At 70.1% G+C, this 19,329-nt stretch carries 13 protein-coding genes and 1 pseudogene; 13 read left to right on the top strand and 1 reads right to left on the bottom strand.

Annotated features, from left to right (window positions below; genetic code table 11):
- Nucleotides 1–43: 43 nt before the first annotated feature.
- On the bottom strand, nucleotides 44–334 hold the full coding sequence (locus tag ACFPZJ_RS16120) for a hypothetical protein (protein WP_381021725.1): 291 nt from the start codon (nucleotides 332–334) through the stop codon (nucleotides 44–46).
- Between the two features lie 288 nt (nucleotides 335–622).
- Here ACFPZJ_RS16120 and ACFPZJ_RS16115 point away from each other — a divergent pair, with 288 nt between their 5' ends.
- The 13 genes and pseudogenes from ACFPZJ_RS16115 to ACFPZJ_RS16055 all read left to right on the top strand — a co-directional run bounded on the left by ACFPZJ_RS16115 (nucleotide 623) and on the right by ACFPZJ_RS16055 (nucleotide 19,276).
- Entirely contained in the window at nucleotides 623–3,028 is a 2,406-nt protein-coding gene (locus ACFPZJ_RS16115; RefSeq protein ID WP_381021723.1) for an ABC transporter family substrate-binding protein, read from the top strand.
- A gap of 150 nt (nucleotides 3,029–3,178) precedes the next feature.
- Entirely contained in the window at nucleotides 3,179–3,838 is a 660-nt protein-coding gene (locus ACFPZJ_RS16110) for a hypothetical protein (protein WP_381021722.1), read from the top strand.
- 187 nt (nucleotides 3,839–4,025) lie between these two features.
- Nucleotides 4,026–5,933 (top strand): translational GTPase TypA, encoded by a 1,908-nt coding sequence (gene typA / locus ACFPZJ_RS16105; protein WP_381021721.1) that lies wholly within the window; start codon nucleotides 4,026–4,028, stop codon nucleotides 5,931–5,933.
- Between the two features lie 677 nt (nucleotides 5,934–6,610).
- Entirely contained in the window at nucleotides 6,611–8,224 is a 1,614-nt protein-coding gene (locus tag ACFPZJ_RS16100) for a peptide ABC transporter substrate-binding protein (protein ID WP_381021719.1), read from the top strand.
- Between the two features lie 133 nt (nucleotides 8,225–8,357).
- Entirely contained in the window at nucleotides 8,358–9,287 is a 930-nt protein-coding gene (locus tag ACFPZJ_RS16095; protein WP_381021718.1) for an ABC transporter permease, read from the top strand.
- Nucleotides 9,280–10,242: an ABC transporter permease gene (locus ACFPZJ_RS16090; RefSeq protein WP_381021716.1), complete on the top strand. Its 963-nt coding sequence runs from the start codon at nucleotides 9,280–9,282 to the stop codon at nucleotides 10,240–10,242. Before ACFPZJ_RS16095 ends, ACFPZJ_RS16090 begins: the two co-directional genes overlap by 8 nt.
- Before the next feature lie 11 nt (nucleotides 10,243–10,253).
- The gene (locus tag ACFPZJ_RS16085; protein WP_381021715.1) at nucleotides 10,254–11,312 is read left to right on the top strand and encodes an ABC transporter ATP-binding protein; all 1,059 of its coding nucleotides are present in this window, start codon (nucleotides 10,254–10,256) and stop codon (nucleotides 11,310–11,312) included.
- Nucleotides 11,305–12,453, top strand: a complete 1,149-nt coding sequence (locus ACFPZJ_RS16080) for an ABC transporter ATP-binding protein (RefSeq protein WP_381021714.1) — start codon at nucleotides 11,305–11,307, stop codon at nucleotides 12,451–12,453. The genes ACFPZJ_RS16085 and ACFPZJ_RS16080 overlap by 8 nt, the downstream gene beginning before the upstream one ends.
- 1,269 nt (nucleotides 12,454–13,722) lie before the next feature.
- Nucleotides 13,723–15,354 carry a peptide ABC transporter substrate-binding protein gene (locus ACFPZJ_RS16075; RefSeq protein WP_381021712.1) on the top strand — a complete coding sequence of 544 codons (1,632 nt, stop codon included), beginning with the start codon at nucleotides 13,723–13,725 and terminating at the stop codon, nucleotides 15,352–15,354.
- Between the two features lie 9 nt (nucleotides 15,355–15,363).
- Entirely contained in the window at nucleotides 15,364–16,287 is a 924-nt protein-coding gene (locus tag ACFPZJ_RS16070; RefSeq protein ID WP_381021710.1) for an ABC transporter permease, read from the top strand.
- A complete protein-coding gene (locus tag ACFPZJ_RS16065) occupies nucleotides 16,280–17,266 on the top strand; it encodes an ABC transporter permease (protein ID WP_381021708.1) in 987 nt (328 codons plus the stop codon). The genes ACFPZJ_RS16070 and ACFPZJ_RS16065 overlap by 8 nt, the downstream gene beginning before the upstream one ends.
- A gap of 9 nt (nucleotides 17,267–17,275) precedes the next feature.
- On the top strand, nucleotides 17,276–18,250 hold the full coding sequence (locus ACFPZJ_RS16060; protein WP_381021706.1) for an ABC transporter ATP-binding protein: 975 nt from the start codon (nucleotides 17,276–17,278) through the stop codon (nucleotides 18,248–18,250).
- Nucleotides 18,243–19,276: pseudogene (locus tag ACFPZJ_RS16055) on the top strand (ABC transporter ATP-binding protein). Before ACFPZJ_RS16060 ends, ACFPZJ_RS16055 begins: the two are co-directional and overlap by 8 nt.
- Nucleotides 19,277–19,329: the final 53 nt, after the last annotated feature.

Below are 19,329 nucleotides of genomic sequence, written 5' to 3'. Positions count from 1 at the left end.
TCGCTCGGCTGTGCGGGGACCCCGGTGCGGGGTCCCCGCCGGATCAGGGAGCGCGCCGGTCGCGGGCGCCCAGGCCCTCGTCGTCCGTGTCGACCCACAGCGAGGGGTCGTACGGGGCGTCGGAGATGGTGACGAGGTCGGGCCGCTTGGGCGCGGCCGGAGAGGCCGCCGCCTGGCGCAGCAGGGCGACGCTCTCGCGCAGGTGATCGGCGTCGGCGCGGACGCGGCGCATCTCCAGCCCGCCGCTGCCGAGCTGCTTCTCCAGACGCCCCACCGACCGGAACAGGTCGTCGAGGCAGCGCTGGACTGTCGTCAGGTCGTCGTGCACGGACATGACTTGCCCTCACTTCCGGGTCCGTCGAGGACCGAGGCGGCAACGTTCATGCGCCTGCGAGTGTTGCGCGTCACACCTTGTGCTGTGAAGGGATGTGCACCGATTGGCCGAGGCGTGTGGGTGCATTCTCCGGTGCGTTGCGCCACACGGGTGGCCTTGCCGCCCGTGCCCGCCGTGTCGCCCTGCGCTGCCGAACCCTTTCCTCTTCAGTGGCCGCATACATCAGATGAGCTCCAAATACCGCCAAACGTGATCATAACGCCCGCGGCTTCCCGGAGGTACCCAGAGATGTCCCACGACGGCGTCGGACCCCGGCCCTCTCGCCGATCTCCCGCCTGCCGCTCGGCGCCCGCGGCGGGAGCCGCTGATGTCACGGCCTCCTCCGCCGCGCGGCCGCACGCACCGGACGCCGCCGCGCGGGCCGTCGTACGGGCGGAGGGCGGGAGAGCGACCCGCGGGTCCGGCGGCGTTCCGCGCTCGGTCGCCCTCCTCACCGCGGGTGTGCTCGCGGTGCCCGCGCTCGCCGGCTGCGCCGCCGAGGACCCGGCCGGCAAACCGCTCGCCGGGCAGGACATCGCGCCCGCCGGACGCGACAGGATCGCCGACGGCGGCACCCTGCGCTGGGCCGTGGACTCCGTGCCCGAGACCCTGAACACCTTCCAGTCCGACGCCGACGCCACCACCACCCGCGTCGCGCAGGCCGTCCTGCCGTCGATGTTCCGGATGGACGCGCGCGGCCGACCGGAGCGCAACACCGCCTACCTGGAGTCGGCGGAGGTCGTCGACACCGAGCCCAAGCAGGTCGTCCTCTACAAGCTCAACCAGCAGGCCGTCTGGAGCGACGGCCGCGAGATCGGCGCCGCCGACTTCGCCGCCCAGTGGCGCGCCCTGTCCGGCAAGGACACCGCGTACTGGACCGCCCGCAACGCCGGCTACGACCGCATCGAGAAGATCGAGCGCGGCAAGAACGACCTGGAGGTCAAGGTCACCTTCAGCCGGCCCTACGCCGACTGGAAGTCCCTGTTCACGCCGCTGTACCCGAAGGAGGTCATGGGCACCCCGGACTCCTTCAACGACGGGGCGCGCCGCAAGCTGAAGATCACCGCCGGGCCCTTCGTCCTGAACGAGGTCGACCGCGACGACGACGAGGTCACCCTCACCCGCAACCCGCGCTGGTGGGGAGAGCCGGCCAGGCTCGAGAAGATCGTCCTGCGTGCCGTGCCCCGCGACGAGCGGACCGCCGCCCTGGTCGCCGGCACCGTCGACCTGGCCGAGATCGACCCGACCGCCGCACGCCGCATCGCCGTCGCCGCGCCCCCGCGCGGCAGCAGCACGCCGCTGATGGGCTCCGGCGCGGACCGGACCCCGGCGGAGGCGCTGCGCTCCTGGGCCGTCGCCAACGGCTCCGACGAGGAGGCCGCCGACGAGGAGAGCACCGCCCGCGAGAAGCTGCGCCGGGCCACCACCGCGTACGCCCGGCAGCAGCAGGCCCTGCGCGGCTACGAGGTGCGCAAGTCCCTGGAGCCCGCCTACACGCAACTGGCCCTCAACGGGGTCGGCGGTCCGCTCGCCGACGAGCGCGTGCGCCGGGCCGTGGCCCGTGCTCTGGACCGCGCGGACCTGGCCGAGGCCGTCCTGAAACCGCTCGGGCTGCCCGCCAAGCCCGTCGGCAGCCACCTCGCCCTGTCCGGCCAGGCCGCCTACGCCGACAACAGCGGCGCCCTCGGCGGCCAGGACACCAAGGCGGCACAGGCCCTGCTCGCGGACGCGGGGTGGGTGCCGGGCGGCCCGGTCAAGGAGGAGAAGAAGGCGGAGAAGGCGGCCGGCGGCGAGGGGAAGAAGGCCGCGCAGGACGAGTCAGAGGGCGGCGACGACGGCACGTACATCGTCGGCGAGGACACCAAGGCCACCAAGGACACCAAGGACACCGACGGCGCCGAGACCGAGGGCACCAAGAAGGCGGAGGGCACCCAGGACGACAAGGCGCATCGCGAGGCCGGTCACCGGGCGGACCACGGCGACCAGCTCGCGCAGGAGGGCAAGCAGCACCCGCGGCAGGGCGGCGCTCCCGGCGCCTACGCCCCCAAGGGCACCGCCGCCCCGGCGGGCGCCGCGGCCGCCCCGCTCGCCAAGGACGGCAAGCCGCTCGTCCTCCGCTTCGTCCTGCCCTCCGGCTCCGGCACGGAGCCCCTGCGCACCGTCGCCGACCGCATTTCCCGCATGCTGGAGCGGGTCGGCATCCGCACCGACATCTCCCGGGTCTCCGACGAGTCGTACTTCAAGGACCACATCGCCTCCGGCCAGTACGACCTCGCCCTGTACTCCTGGCCGGCGACCGCTTTCCCCGCCACCGACGCCCGGCCCGTCTACGCCAAGCCGGTCCCGGCCGCCGACGGCTCGCTGAGCATCGAGCAGAACTACACCCGCGTCGGCACCGACCAGGTCGACCAGCTCTTCGACCAGGCCATCGCGACGCTCGACGAGGGCGAGGCCCGCTCCCTGCTGCGCAAGGCCGACTCCCGCATCTGGGCGGCGGCCGGCTCCATCCCGCTCTACCAGCGGCCGCAGCTCGTGGCCGCCCGCGAGAACCTCGTGAACGCCGGCGCGTTCGGGTTCCGGACGCCGGTCTACGAGGACATGGGCTTCCTGAAGAAGGGCGCGAAGCCGGCGGCCGGGCCGTCGGCCCGCGACTGACCGGCCGACGGCCCCGGACCCTGTCTCGGCCCGGTAGCTCAGGGAGAACTCAAAACGCTTGCCACCCCCGCCCGGCGCCCCCACCATGAAACACCTCACGATCATGGTGCGGACGCCGGGCGGCCGTACAGGGGGAAGGGGAGCCGGCGGATGCGCGGCACCGCACGACGGTCCATGGCGGCGGCACTGACCACCGCGGCCCTGGTCGCGGCCCTGACGGCCTGCACGAGCGACTCGGGCGGCGGCAAGGACACCAGGGCCGGGGCCGGCCGGACGGGTGACTCCGGCGGGGCCGCGGCCACGGCCTGTGCTGACGGGACGTACACGTGGTCCCACGTGACGCGGCGGGACCGGCTGACCGGCGTCTCGAAGCCGGAGCGGCTGGGCACGGGCGGTGGCACCCTGCGCAACCCCGTCGAGCGGGTGTACACCCCTCGCCCGTCGGTACGGGCCGACGGTCCGGCGCCGGCAGCCGCCGAGGTCCTCTTCTCTCTGGGCAAGAAGATCGGCGAGATCGAATCCGACGCACGCACCCTGGCGGAGGCGGGGGACACCTGGGCGTTCACCGACCTGGACGCCTCCGCCCCGGACCTCGACGACGACCGCTCCTCCCCTGGTGCCGCAGGCGAGTTCGTCCAGTACGCCGGGGTGAGGTACGTCGCGGCGGACTTCCGCTACACCTGCCCCGACGGAAGGACCACGACGGGCCACGCGCGGAACTGGACGGTCGACATCGGCGGCCTCCTCGACTGCACCGAGCCCCCCGAGACGGGCCTCGCCCGCGAGGCTGCGGCGCGCTCCTGCGGGTAACCCGTCGCCCGGCACCGGCGACAAGCCCTCACAGGGCCCCTGAGCTGCACCGACGTATCCCGGCACAGCCCAGCGGCCGCGCACCCGTACCATGGGGTGAGGCCGTGGCATGTTCAGCCCGGCAGGGCCCGCGCACCACCGACGCCAGCGCAGGGCATTCCTCAGCACTCCGGGAGTACGCCTACTTATGGCCACGCGCCACGACATCCGCAACGTCGCCATCGTCGCCCACGTCGACCACGGCAAGACCACCATCGTCGACGGCATGCTCAAGCAGGCCGGCGCCTTCGCCGCTCACCAGCTCGACTCCGTCGACGACCGCATGATGGACTCGAACGACCTGGAGCGTGAGAAGGGCATCACGATCCTCGCCAAGAACACGGCGGTGAAGTACCACCCCAAGGACGGCGGGGACCCGATCACCATCAACATCATCGACACCCCCGGCCACGCCGACTTCGGCGGCGAGGTCGAGCGCGGTCTGTCGATGGTCGACGGTGTGGTGCTGCTGGTGGACGCCTCCGAGGGCCCGCTGCCGCAGACCCGCTTCGTGCTGCGCAAGGCGCTCCAGCAGCGGCTGCCGATCATCCTGTGCATCAACAAGACGGACCGGCCGGACTCCCGGATCGACGAGGTCGTCAACGAGACCTACGACCTCTTCCTCGACCTGGACGCCGACGAGGAGCAGATCGAGTTCCCGATCGTCTACGCCTGCGGCCGCGACGGCGTCGCCTCGCTGACCAAGCCGGAGGACGGCACGGTCCCGGGCGACTCCGACTCGCTGGAGCCGTTCTTCTCCACGATCCTGGAGCACATCCCGGCCCCCACCTACGACGAGGGCTCCCCGCTCCAGGCCCACGTCACCAACCTCGACGCCGACAACTTCCTCGGCCGTATCGCCCTGCTGCGCGTCCACCAGGGCGAGCTGAAGAAGGGACAGACGGTCGCCTGGATGAAGCGCGACGGCTCGGTCTCCAACGTCCGCATCTCCGAGCTGATGATGACCGAGGCCCTCACCCGCAAGCCGGCCGAGAAGGCCGGGCCGGGTGACATCTGCGCCGTGGCCGGTATCCCGGACATCATGATCGGTGAGACCCTCGCCGACCCGGAGAACCCGGTCGCGCTGCCGCTGATCACGGTCGACGAGCCGGCCATCTCCATGACCATCGGCACGAACACCTCGCCGCTGGTCGGCCGCGGCGGCACCGGCAAGGGCGCCGACGCGAAGGCGGCCGTCAAGGACCGCAAGGTCACCGCCCGCCAGGTCAAGGACCGCCTGGACCGCGAGCTGATCGGCAACGTCAGCCTCCGCGTCCTGGACACCGACCGGCCCGACGCCTGGGAGGTGCAGGGCCGCGGCGAGCTGGCCCTCGCCATCCTCGTCGAGACCATGCGCCGCGAGGGCTACGAGCTGACCGTGGGCAAGCCGCAGGTCGTCACCCGCGAGATCGACGGCAAGGTCTACGAGCCGGTCGAGCGCATGACGGTCGACGTGCCCGAGGAGCACATGGGCGCGGTCACGCAGCTCATGGGCGTCCGCAAGGGCCGGATGGACAACATGTCCAACCACGGCTCCGGCTGGGTCCGCATGGAGTTCGTCGTGCCCTCCCGCGGTCTCATCGGCTTCCGTACGGAGTTCCTGACGCAGACCCGCGGCACCGGCATCGCGCACTCCATCCACGAGGGCTTCGAGCCCTGGTTCGGCCCGCTCCAGACCCGTAACAACGGCTCCCTGGTCGCCGACCGCTCCGGCGCCGTCACCGCGTTCGCGATGACCAACCTCCAGGAGCGCGGCGTGCTGTTCGTCGAGCCCGGCACCGAGGTGTACGAGGGCATGATCGTCGGCGAGAACTCCCGCTCCGACGACATGGACGTCAACATCACCAAGGAGAAGAAGCTCACCAACATGCGGTCGTCGACGGCCGATGTGACGGAGTCGATCGTCCCGCCGCGCAAGCTGTCGCTGGAGCAGTCCCTGGAGTTCTGCCGCGACGACGAGTGCGTCGAGGTCACCCCGGAGGCCGTGCGCATCCGCAAGGTCGTCCTGGACCAGCGTGAGCGCGCGCGGGCCGCGAGCCGCGCCAAGCACGCCTGACACCCGCTGCGCCACGGCCGCGCCGGTATCCCGCGAGGGGTGCCCGGCGCGGCCGTCGCCGTTCGGGAGGTCGTGCGGGAAGCCGCCGGGCAGGCCGTGCGGACAGCGGTGGGGGAGGGTGCGCAAACGCGCGGGTAGGGAAAACCCTCGATTTGCCCGCGTGGGCCGTCAGGGGCGCAGAGGTCCGATTACCCTGCTGCGGAAATGGCTCGTGACGGTGTGTCCGCCGTCCCGGCTCAGGCGCTCGGCGCCGGAGACCGAACAGCCTTTCCCTGAAAGCGGGTTGGAAGCCGACGGGTCCCGAACGGACTCTGCACGGCGGCCACGCTACTCGCAATTCATTTTTCTCTCTCAAGCGTCCGGAATGCGGACACCTGCCACCGATAGATGTGTAACAAGTCCGTTTCGCAGGGATCTTTCACCAAACCCTTTGTCCGGATTTTGGAAGATGTTGGCTTCAGCTGTGATCGAACCGAGACCTCGTGGGTGTGGTTCGGCTCTGGCGCATGGCAGATAGTTAGGCGCGTAGAGCTCGGATGAACGGGTCACGCGCTGGAGGCGGCGCCGACTCACGAGCGCGGGGGCACCTGACTATCTCCGGCACCGGCGACGGGCGGTGGCGGTGGTCTGTCGTGTGCTCCCTTTGCGGTGAACCAATGACTCATGAGGAGGAACCCATGCGCGGTGCCAAGAGCGCCAAGTGGGTCGCGGGGGCGATAGTCGTCGCCCTGGCCGCCACCGCCTGCGGCGGCGACGGTAACGGTGAGGGCGAAACCAAGGGTTCCGGACCCGCGGGCTACGTCTCGATCGACGTCGGCGAGCCGCAGAAGCCGCTGATCCCGGCTGACACCAACGAGAGCAACGGCTCGTACGTCATCCAGTCCCTCTTCACCCAGCTGCTGGACTTCGACGCCAAGGGTGACATCGTCTACACGAACGCGGAGTCGGTCACCACCGATGACTCCAAGACGTGGACGGTCAAGCTCAAGAAGGGCTGGAAGTTCCACAACGGCGAAGAAGTCACCTCCAAGTCGTACATCGACGCTTGGAACTGGTACGCCAACATCAAGAACAACCAGCAGAACTCCTTCTGGTTCCAGGACATCAAGGGCTACGACGACGTCCACCCGGAGAAGGGCGAGCCGAAGGCCGACACGATGTCCGGTCTGAAGGCCGTGGACGACCACACCTTCACCATCGAGCTGAAGTACACGATGCCGTACTTCAACTACAAGCTCGGCTACACCACGTGGGCTCCGCTGCCCAAGGTCTTCTACGACGACCCGAAGGCCTTCGGTCAGAAGCCGATCGGCAACGGTCCCTACACCTTCGAGAAGTGGGACCACAAGAAGCTCATCCAGGTCAAGGCCTGGGACGACTACAAGGGCCCGAACAAGGCGAAGAACAAGGGCGTCCAGTTCAAGGCCTACACGACGCTCGAGGCCGCCTACAAGGACGTCGTCTCCGGCAACCTGGACATGATCCGCCAGGTCGGCCCGACGGACCTGCCGAAGTACAAGCAGGACCTGGGCGACGGCGCCATCGAGCAGCCGTACGCGGCCATTCAGACGCTGACCCCGGCGTTCTACTCCAAGACCTTCAAGGGCATCGACCCGAAGGTCCTGCAGGGTCTGTCGATGGCGATCGACCGCGACACGATCACCAAGACGGTTCTGAACAACACCCGCACGCCGGCCAAGGGCTTCACGCCCCCGGGCGTCAAGGGCTACCAGAACCTGGACACCGACGTGTTCACGTACAACCCGACGAAGGCCAAGCAGCTCATCCAAGAGGGCGGCGGCGTTCCGGGCAACAAGTTCACCATCCAGTACAACACCGACGGTGGGCACAAGGAGTGGGTGACCGCGGTCTGCGAGTCCATCCGCAAGGCCACCGGCGTCGAGTGCGTCGGCGACCCGAAGCCGGACTTCGCCACGGACCTCGAGGCCCGTGACAACGACCAGGTGAAGGGCATGTACCGCGGTGGCTGGGTCGCCGACTACCCGGTCAACGCCAACTTCATGAAGGAGCTGTACCACTCCACCGCCGAGGCCAACAACGGTCGCTTCTCCAACAAGGAGATCGACTCGCTGATGAACAAGGCGGACAAGGCCAAGTCCCTGGACGAGTCGGTGAAGGCCTTCCAGGAGGTCGAGAAGAAGCTGGTCGAGCACATGCCGGCCATCCCGCTCTGGTACTACCGCATCAACGGCGGCCACGGTAAGAACGTCGACAACGTCAACGTCGACTTCCACGGTGACCTCGAAGTGTGGGCCGTCACCACCAAGTAAGAGGAGCCTTCCGGGCTCTTCCCACTCGGCCGTAAGCCCGCCGCCGTTTCAGGCGGCGGCGGGAGGTGCGGGGGGCCGTCTCATCACCAGGAGACGGCCCCCGCACCTGCGTTAACCCCTCACGGAGGCACCTATGGGGCGCTATGTCGCACGACGACTGCTCCAGATGATCCCGGTGTTCATCGGGTCAACCTTGATCATCTTCTGCATGATGTACGCCCTGCCCGGCGATCCCGTCCGGGCGATGATGGGGGATCAGGCGTACGACCCGGCGGTGGTCGCGAGCATCAAGAAGGAACTCGGCCTCGATCAGCCGCTCCTTCAGCAGTACGTGAACTACATGACCGGGCTGTTCCAGGGCGACTTCGGTACGCAGATCGCCAGTCAGCGGCCCATCAAGGACATCATCCTCGATGCGTTCCCGGTGACGATCAGGCTGACGCTCTTCGCCTTCACTTTCGTCTCGCTCGTGGGCATCGGCCTCGGCCTCGTCGCCGGGCTGCGCCCCGACACGCTGCGGGACCGCGGACTGCTGACGCTGACGCTGTTCCTCGTCTCGATGCCGTCCTTCGTGCTGGGCTTCCTGCTGCAGTACCAGTTCGCGTTCAAGTGGCAGCTCACCACGCCCACCGTGACCGACTCGACGGACTTCTCCCAGCTCGTGCTCCCCGCCATCGTGCTGGCGTCGCTCTCCCTCGCCTACGTGGCCCGGTTGACCCGCACGTCGATCGCGGAGAACCTGCGTTCCGACTACATGCGCACCGCTGTGGCCAAGGGACTGCCGCGCCGCCGCATCATCGGTGTCCACCTGGTGCGCAACTCGCTGATCCCCGTGGTCACCTTCCTCGGTATCGAGATCGGCAGCCTGATGACCGGAGCCATCGTGACCGAGGGCATCTTCAATGTGCGGGGTGTCGGCCTCGAGGTCTACGACGCGCTCACCCGGCGCGAGGGCGCCACGGTCGTGGGCATCGCCTCGCTGATGGTGCTCATCTACCTCGCCGCCAGCCTGATCGTCGACCTGCTCTACGCGGTCCTGGACCCGAGGATCCGGTATGCCTGACAAGACCGTCGAGAAGAAGGTCGAAGCCCTTCCCGGTGACACCGTGAGCACCGCGGGCGTGGTCGTGACCGACTCCGGCCCGGCTCCCGACAAGGCGCGCAGCCTGTGGTCCGACGCCTGGCACGACCTGCGGCGCAACCCGCTGTTCGTGATATCGGCCGTGCTGATCCTGTTCCTGCTGCTGATGGCGATCTGGCCGGGACTGTTCACCAGCGCCTCGCCGCGCGACGCCGATCTGGCCAAGCACTACCTCGGCAAGCCGAACTGGGGGCACGTCTTCGCCGCGGACTGGTTCGGCTACGACGTCCAGGGCCGTTCGATCTACGCGCGTGTCGTCTACGGTGCCCGCGCCTCGATCACCGTCGGTGTGGGTGTCACCATCGCCGTCACCATTCTCGGCACGGTCATCGGCATGATCGCCGGCTACTTCGGCGGCTGGACCGACACCCTGCTCTCGCGGCTGACCGACATCTTCCTCGGCATCCCGTTCCTGCTCGGCGCCCTGGTGGTGCTCAACTCCTTCGACAACCGCACCGTCTGGGTCGTCATCATGGCCCTCGCCTTCCTCGGCTGGACCCAGATCGCCCGTGTCGCCCGCGGTGCCGTGATCACCATCAAGCAGTCGGACTACGTGGTGGCCGCCAAGGCACTCGGCGCCTCGACGTCCCGCATCCTGTTCCGGCACATCCTGCCCAACGCGCTCGCGCCCATCATCGTCGTGGCGACCATCGCGCTCGGCGGCTACATCGCGGCCGAGGCCACCCTGTCCTTCCTGGGCGTGGGTCTCGGTGACTCGGCGATATCCTGGGGCGGCGACGTGGCCCGTGGACGCGAGCAGCTCCGTATCGCCCCGCACACCCTGATCATCCCGTCGGTGATGGTCTCGATCACGGTGCTCTCGTTCCTGATGTTCGGCGATGCGGTCCGCAACGCCCTCGACCCCAAGCTGCGCTGAGGGAGGCGTACGTGACCATCATCGATGAAGTGGCCGAGAGGCCCGCCCCGGACGGCTCGGGGGACGCCGGGCGCCCGCTGCTGGAAGTCCGCGACCTGCACGTGGAGTTCCACACCCGCGACGGGGTCGCCAAGGCCGTCAACGGCGTCAACTACTCCGTCTCCGCGGGCGAGACGCTCGCCGTGCTCGGCGAGTCCGGCTCCGGCAAGTCCGTCACCGCCCAGGCCATCATGGGCATCCTCGACATGCCGCCCGCGAGGATCCCGCAGGGCGAGATCTTCTTCCGCGGCCAGGACATGCTGAAGATGTCCGCCGAGGAGCGCCGCAAGATCCGCGGCCGGCACATCGCCATGATCTTCCAGGACGCGCTGTCCTCGCTGAACCCGGTCCTGAGCGTCGGCTACCAGCTCGGCGAGATGTTCCGCGTCCACCAGGGCCTGAGCAAGAAGGAAGCCAAGGCCAAGGCCATCGAGCTGATGGACCGGGTGAAGATCCCGGCCGCCAGGGAGCGGGTGGGCGACTACCCCCACCAGTTCTCCGGCGGTATGCGCCAGCGCATCATGATTGCCATGGCGCTCGCCCTGGAGCCGGACCTGATCATCGCCGACGAGCCGACCACGGCCCTCGACGTGACGGTCCAGGCCCAGGTGATGGATCTGCTCGCGGAACTCCAGCGCGAGTACAACATGGGCCTCATCCTGATCACCCACGACCTCGGCGTCGTCGCCGACGTCGCGGACAAGATCGCCGTGATGTACGCGGGCCGGATCGTGGAGACCGCCCCGGTGCACGAGCTGTACAAGCGGCCCGCGCACCCCTACACCAAGGGCCTGCTCGACTCGATCCCGCGCCTGGACCAGAAGGGCCAGGAGCTGTACGCGATCAAGGGCCTGCCGCCCAACCTCACCCGCATCCCGTCCGGCTGCGCCTTCAACCCGCGCTGCCCGCAGGCCCAGGACATCTGCCGTACGGACGTCCCGGCGCTGCACCCGGTCACCGAGCGGGACGGCGGCGAGCTCCCCGGCCGCGGCAGCGCGTGCCACTTCTGGAAGGAGACGATCCATGGCTGACCTGGAAAAGACGGACGAGGCCATGGACGCCACCCCCAACGTCACCGAGGTCGAGACGGTCGAGGCCGCCTCCGACGAGGAGGCCGTGGCCGCCATCGAGGCCCCCGTCGAGCGCGGCGAGCCGATCCTCCAGGTCCGCAACCTGGTCAAGCACTTCCCGCTGACCCAGGGCATCCTGTTCAAGCGTCAGATCGGCGCGGTCAAGGCCGTGGACGGGGTCTCCTTCGACCTCTACCAGGGTGAGACCCTCGGCATCGTGGGCGAGTCCGGCTGCGGCAAGTCCACCGTCGCCAAGCTGCTGATGATGTTGGAGACGGCGACCGCGGGCGAGATCTTCTACAAGGGCCAGGACATCACCAAGCTGTCCGGGCGCGCCCTGAAGGCGGTCCGCCGCAACATCCAGATGGTGTTCCAGGACCCGTACACCTCGCTCAACCCGCGGATGACGGTGGGCGACATCATCGGGGAGCCCTTCGACATCCACCCCGAGGTGGCCCCGAAGGGCGACCGGCGCCGCAAGGTCCAGGAGCTGCTGGACGTGGTCGGCCTGAACCCGGAGTACATCAACCGGTACCCGCACCAGTTCTCCGGCGGCCAGCGCCAGCGCATCGGCATCGCCCGTGGCCTGGCCCTGAACCCCGAGATCATCATCTGCGACGAGCCGGTGTCGGCGCTGGACGTCTCCGTCCAGGCGCAGGTCGTCAACCTGATGGAGAAGCTGCAGGACGAGTTCAACCTGTCCTACCTCTTCATCGCGCACGACCTGTCGATCGTCCGGCACATCTCCGACCGCGTCGGGGTGATGTACCTCGGGAAGATGGCCGAGATCGGCACCGACACCGAGATCTACGACCACCCCACGCACCCCTACACCCAGGCGCTGCTCTCCGCCGTCCCGGTCCCGGACCCGGACGCCCGCGAGGGGCGCGAGCGGATCATCCTCACCGGTGACGTCCCGTCCCCGGCCAACCCGCCCTCGGGCTGCCGCTTCCGCACCCGCTGCTGGAAGGCGCAGGACAAGTGCGCCGAGGAGGTCCCGCTGCTGGCGATCCCCGAGCGCTTCCAGGGCTCGGACTCCCCGGCGGCCCACGAGTCGGCCTGCCACTTCGCCGAGGAGAAGGACGTGGTGCACGCGGCCTGACGGCCGCACGGCACACCTCACGTTCCCGGCCCCCGCACCTGGGGTGCCGGGAACCGGCGTTTTCCGGCACCCCACGTGCGGGTGCGGGGCCGGAGAGGACGGGGCGGGGCCCCGCTCTCCGCGAGGAGGGCCCGCGGACCAGACCCGGCCCACGCGGCACCTTGGCCCTCGTGGCTCCCGGCGCACGCGGCTCCCGACCCGCGGTTCCCGATCCCCGTGGCCTCCGGCCCGCCCGGCCCACGGGGCTCCTGGCCCGCGCGGCCCGACCGGGCCCACCCGGCCCGCTTGGCCCGCCCGGCCCACGCGGCACCCTGGCCCTCGTGGCTCCCGGCGCACGCGGCTCCCGACCCCCGTGGCCTCCGGCCCGCCCGGCCCACGGGGCTCCTGGCCCGCGCGGCCCGACCGGGCCCACCCGGTCCACGCTGGCCCCTTGGCCCACGTCGGCTACCCGGCCCGGCCCACCGGCCCACCGGCCCACCGAGGCCACTGGCCCACTGGCCCCCGCGGCCCCTGGCGCACGCGGCTCCCGGCCACCGGTCTCATATGACCCAAGGCCCATGCGGGCCCACCGAGCCCATACGGCCCACGGGCCCACATGGCCCCGGGCCCATACGGCCCACCGGGCCCACATGGCCCCGGGCCCATACGGCCCACCGGGCCCGCATGGCCCACGGGCCAGTCGGCCCAGTGGTTCCACGTGGCCAACAGGCCCACCAGGCCCACCAGGCCCACCATGCCCACGTGGCCACGCGCCCACCGGGCCCCTGGCCCGCGTGACGCGACCGGACCCACCGGGCCCATGCGGCACACGGGATCGACCGGGCCTACTTGGCCACGGGGCCTACCGGGCCCACCCCGCCCCTTGGCCCACGGCTACCCCGGCCCACAGGGCCCCTGGCCCACCGGGCCCAGGCGGCCCACCAGCCAACAGAGCCTCCAGCCCCCCAGCCCACCGGCTCACCGGCCCACCGGCTCACCGGACCCACCCAGCCCAGCGGCCCCGCCAGTGACCCACGCTGCCTATGACGGCCCACGCTGCGCCCCAGCCCACCGAGTTCACCAGCCCACCCGACTCCCCGGCCCCGGGGCCCCACCGGGCCGGCCCGGCCCGCGCGCCCACCCCGGCATACGTACATCCGGTGGGAGTCCCGCCCCCACAGGCCCGGCACATGTGCGATGTGACCCCTTTGCGCCGATATTGGCCCGTAAAGGATCAGCGTCCAGGCGCTGGTGCACGGCGCGGCCAAGAGGTCATGAAGGAGGCACTCCATGCGCGGAGCCACGCACGCCCGATGGGCCGCTTGCGCGGTGGCGGCAGCGCTCGCGGCGACGGCCTGCGGAGGTGGGGACGGTGGCACGGGCGGCGACGCCGACGCGGTGCTCAGCGCCTCCTGGGGTGACCCGCAGAACCCGCTGGAGCCGGCCAACACCAACGAGGTGCAGGGCGGCAAGGTCCTCGACATGATCTTCCGGGGACTCAAGCGCTACGACCCCGAGACCGGCGCCGCCGAGGACATGCTCGCCGAGAGGATCGAGACGAGTGACTCGCAGAACTACACCATCACCGTCAAGGACGGCTGGACCTTCAGCAACGGCGAGAAGGTCACCGCCCGGTCCTTCGTGGACGCGTGGAACTACGGCGCGAGTCTGCGGAGCAACCAGCGCAACGCCTACTTCTTCAGCTACATCGACGGCTACGACGAGGTCCACCCCGAGGACGGCGGCAAGCAGTCCGCCGCCACGCTCGCCGGTCTGAAGGTCACCGGCGAGCGGACCTTCACCGTCCGGCTCAGCCAGAGGTTCTCCGGCTTCCCCGACACCCTCGGCTACAACGCCTTCGCCCCGCTGCCCCCCGCCTTCTTCGACGACCACGAAGCCTGGGTCAGCAATCCGGTCGGCAACGGGCCGTACCTCGTCCAGTCGTACGTCAAGGGCTCGAGGATGTCCCTGCGGAAGTGGGACGCCTACCCCGGCCCCGACAAGGCACTCAACGGCGGTGTCGACCTGAAGGTCTACACCGACAACAACACCGCCTACACCGACCTGATGGCCGGCAACCTCGACCTGGTCGACGACGTGCCCGCCGCCCAGCTCAGGAACGTCCGCGGCGACCTCGGCGACCGCTACCTCAACACCCCGGCCGGCATCATCCAGACCCTCGCCTTCCCCTTCTACGACAGGAACTGGAACAAGCCGGGCATGGAGAAGGTCCGCACGGGCCTGTCCATGGCGATCAACCGCGCGCAGATCACCGACACGATCTTCGCCAGGACCCGCACACCGGCCACTGACTGGACCTCCCCGGTCCTCGGCGAGGACGGCGGCTACCGCGACGGTCTGTGCGGCGAGGCCTGCGCCTACCGGCCCGACCGGGCCAAGAAGCTCATCGAGGAGGGCGGCGGCCTGCCCGGTGGGCAGCTCAAGATCACGTACAACGCGGACACCGGCTCCCACAAGCAGTGGGTCGACGCCGTCTGCAACAGCGTCAACAACGCGCTCGGCGACGACCGCGCCTGCGTCGGCAACCCGGTCGGCACCTTCGCCGACTTCCGCAACCGGATCACCCACCGCAAGATGAGCGGCCCGTTCCGCGCCGGCTGGCAGATGGACTACCCGCTGATCCAGAACTTCCTCCAGCCGCTGTACTACACCAACGCCTCCTCCAACGACGGCAAGTGGTCCAGCGATGAGTTCGACGAGCTCGTCGACCGGGCCAACGAGGAGACCGACCCGGCCCGGGCCGCCGCCTTGTTCCAGCAGGCCGAGGAGGTCGTCCGCGACAACATGGCGGCCATCCCGCTGTGGTACCAGAACGGCAGCGCCGGCTGGTCGGACCGCCTCAGCGACGTGCGGCTCAACCCCTTCAGCGTCCCCGTCTACGACCAGATCAAGGTCGGCTGAGGCAGCGTCATGGGACGGTACGTCGTCCGCCGGCTGCTCCAGATGCTCCCGGTCTTCGTCGGCTCCACCCTGCTGATCTTCCTCATGGTCAACGTGATGGGCGATCCCGTCGCGGGCCTGTGCGGCGAGCGCGAGTGCGACCCGGCGACGGCCGCGCAGCTCAGAAGGGAGTTCGGCCTCGACCGGCCCGTCTGGCAGCAGTACCTGACCTACATGGGGAACGTCTTCGCCGGCGACTTCGGCACGGCGTTCAACGGCCAGCAGGTCACCGAGCTGATGGGTTCCGCCTTCCCGGTCACCGTCCGGCTGACCGTCGTCGCGATCCTCTTCGAGGTCGTCATCGGGGTCACGCTGGGCGTCGTCACCGGGCTGCGGCGCGGCCGGCCGGTCGACACGTCGGTGCTGCTGTTCACCCTCGTCGTCATCTCCGTGCCCACCTTCGTCACCGGCCTGCTGCTCCAGCTGCTGCTCGGCGTGAAGTGGGGCTGGATCAGCCCGTCGGTGTCCTCCGAGGCGCCCTTGGACGAGCTGCTCCTGCCCGGCCTGGTCCTCGCCTCCGTCTCCCTCGCCTACGTCACCCGGCTGACCCGCACCTCCATCGCCGAGAACCTCCGTTCGGACTACGTCCGCACGGCTGTCGCCAAGGGCCTGCCGCGCCGTCGCGTCATCGTCCGGCACCTGCTGCGCAACTCGCTCATCCCGGTCGTCACCTTCGTCGGCGCCGACGTGGGAGCCCTGATGGGCGGCGCGATCGTCACCGAGCGGATCTTCAACATCCACGGCGTCGGCTACCAGCTCTACCAGGGCATCCTCCGCCAGAACACCCAGACCGTCGTCGGATTCGTGACCGTCCTCGTCCTCGTCTTCCTGGTCGCCAACCTCCTCGTCGACCTCCTGTACGCCGTACTCGACCCGAGGATCCGCTATGCCTGAGCAGCCGTACGAACCCGAACGCGCCCTCGCGGGGACCGGCACGGGCGGCCGTACGGACCTCGCGGTGAGCGAGGCGACGGCCCCGGAGACGGCGCCGAACCCCACCCCGGAGGGCAGCGGTCTTCCGCAGAGCAGGCCGCGCTCGCTGTGGTCCGACGCCTGGCACGACCTGCGCCGCAACCCGGTCTTCGTCGTCTCGGGCCTGGTGATCCTCTTCCTGGTCCTCATCTCCCTGTGGCCCTCGCTGATCGCCCCCGGCAGCCCGCTGACGTGCGACCTGTCCAAGGCGCGGCAGGGCCCCCAGCCCGGCCATCCCTTCGGGTACGACGGGCAGGGCTGCGATGTCTACACCCGCACCGTCCACGGCGCCCGTACGTCCGTCACGGTCGGCGTCCTGGCCACGCTCGGCGTCGCCGTCCTGGGCGGCGTCCTCGGCGGGCTCGCCGGGTTCTTCGGCGGGGTGTGGGACGCGATCCTGTCGCGGATCACCGACGTCTTCTTCGCGGTCCCGGTCGTGCTCGGCGGACTGGTGCTGCTGTCCGTCGTCACCAGCAACACCGTCTGGCCGGTCATCGGGTTCATGGTGCTGCTCGGCTGGCCGCAGATCTCCCGCATCGCCCGAGGCTCCGTCATCACCGCGCGGCAGCACGACTACGTCCAGGCCGCCCGGGCGCTGGGCGCCTCGAACACCCGGCTGCTGCTGCGGCACATCGCGCCCAACGCGGTGGCGCCGGTCATCGTCGTGGCGACCATCGCGCTCGGCACGTACATCGCCCTGGAGGCGACCCTGTCGTACCTCGGCGTCGGCCTGAAGCCGCCCAGCGTGTCCTGGGGGATCGACATCTCCGCCGCCTCGCCCTACGTCCGCAACGCCCCGCACGCGCTGCTGTGGCCCTCCGGGGCGCTGGCGGTCACCGTCCTGGCGTTCATCATGCTCGGCGACGCGGTGCGCGACGCCCTCGACCCGAAGCTGAGGTGAACCGTCGTCATGCTGCTCGAAGTGCGCGACCTGCACGTGGAGTTCCGCACCCGGGACGGCGTCGCCAAGGCCGTCAACGGCGTGAGCTACGGCGTGGACGCGGGCGAGACGCTGGCCGTGCTCGGTGAGTCCGGCTCCGGCAAGTCGGTGACCGCGCAGGCCGTCATGGGCATCCTCGACACACCGCCCGGCCGGATCACCGGCGGGGAGATCCTCTTCCGCGGCCGGGACCTGCTCCGGCTCAAGGAGGAGGAACGGCGCGCGATCCGCGGCGCCGGGATGGCGATGATCTTCCAGGACGCGCTGTCCGCGCTGAACCCCGTGCTCTCCGTCGGCGACCAGCTCGGCGAGATGTTCGTCGTGCACCGGGGCATGTCCCGCAAGGACGCCCGGGCCAAGGCCGTCGAACTGATGGACCGGGTGCGGATCCCGGCGGCGAAGGAACGGGTCAGGCAGTACCCGCACCAGTTCTCCGGCGGTATGCGCCAGCGCGTCATGATCGCGATGGCGATGGCGCTGGAACCGGCCCTGATCATCGCCGACGAGCCGACCACCGCCCTCGACGTGACGGTCCAGGCCCAGGTGATGGACCTGCTCGCGGAGCTCCGGCGCGAGTACGGCATGGCGCTCGTCCTGATCACCCACGACCTGGGCGTGGTCGCGGACGTGGCCGACCGGATCGCCGTCATGTACGCGGGCCGGATCGTCGAGTCGGCCCCGGTCCACGACATCTACCAGACGCCCGCCCACCCCTACACGAGGGGCCTGCTGGACTCCGTCCCGCGCCTGGACCACAAGGGCCGGGAGCTGCACGCCGTCAAGGGCCTGCCGCCCAGCCTCCTGGACATCCCGTCGGGCTGCGCCTTCCACCCCCGCTGCCCGACGGCCCGGGACGTGTGCCGGACCGACGCGCCGCCCCGGTACGAGGTCTCCGAAAACCGGGGCAGTGCCTGCCACTTCTGGAGGGAGTGCCTGTATGGCTGAGCCGGTGCTGGAGGTCAGCGGCCTGGTCAAGCACTATCCGCTGACCCGGGGGGTCCTCTTCAGGCAGCAGGCCGGCGCGGTCAGGGCCGTCGACGGCGTGGACTTCGAGGTCGGCCGGGGCGAGACGCTCGGCATCGTCGGCGAGTCCGGCTGCGGCAAGTCGACGGTCGCCAGACTGCTGTGCAATCTGGAGCGGCCGACCGCCGGATCGGTCCGGTTCCGGGGCGAGGACATCACCAGGCTCTCCGGCAAGGCCCTCAAGGCGGTCCGCCGCGACATCCAGATGGTCTTCCAGGACCCGTACACCTCGCTCAACCCGCGGATGACGGTGGGCGACATCGTCGGCGAGCCCTTCGACATCCACCCCGAGGCGGCCCCCCGGGGCGACCGGCGCCGCCGGGTCCAGGACCTGCTCGACGTGGTCGGCCTCGACCCGGACCACGTCAACCGCTACCCGCACCAGTTCTCCGGCGGGCAGCGGCAACGCATCGGCATCGCAGGGCGTTGGCACTGCGCCCGGAGGTCATCGTCGCCGACGAGCCGGTGTCCGCGCTGGACGTGTCCGTCCAGGCGCAGGTCGTCAACCTGATGGAGCGGCTCCAGGACGAGTTCGGCCTCTCGTACGTCTTCATCGCGCACGACCTGTCGATCGTGCGGCACATCTCCGACCGGGTCGCGGTGATGTATCTCGGGCGGATCGTGGAGACCGGCTCGGACACCGAGATCTACGATCATCCGACGCACCCCTACACCCAGGCGCTGCTGTCCGCCGTGCCCGTGCCCGACCCGCAGGCGCGCGAGCGCCGGGAGCGGATCATCCTCTCCGGCGACGTGCCCTCCCCGACCGCCGTCCCCTCCGGGTGCCGCTTTCGCACCCGCTGCTGGAAGGCGCGGGAGCGCTGCGCGCTGGAGGCGCCGGCGCTGGAGGCGCCGGCGGAGTTCCGGGGAAGGGGCGGGCCGGTGGCCCACGACTCGGCCTGTCACTTCGCGGAGGAGAGACTCGTCGTACCGGTCGACGGCCCATAGCCGCACAAATGTGCACGAACGGCGTTAACATGCAGGCAACTTCGCCGACCCGC

Origin of the sequence: Streptomyces bullii (assembly GCF_042657145.1) — a bacterium.
Lineage (GTDB): Bacteria > Actinomycetota > Actinomycetes > Streptomycetales > Streptomycetaceae > Streptomyces > Streptomyces bullii.
This window is presented reverse-complemented; position numbering and strand designations above follow the sequence as displayed.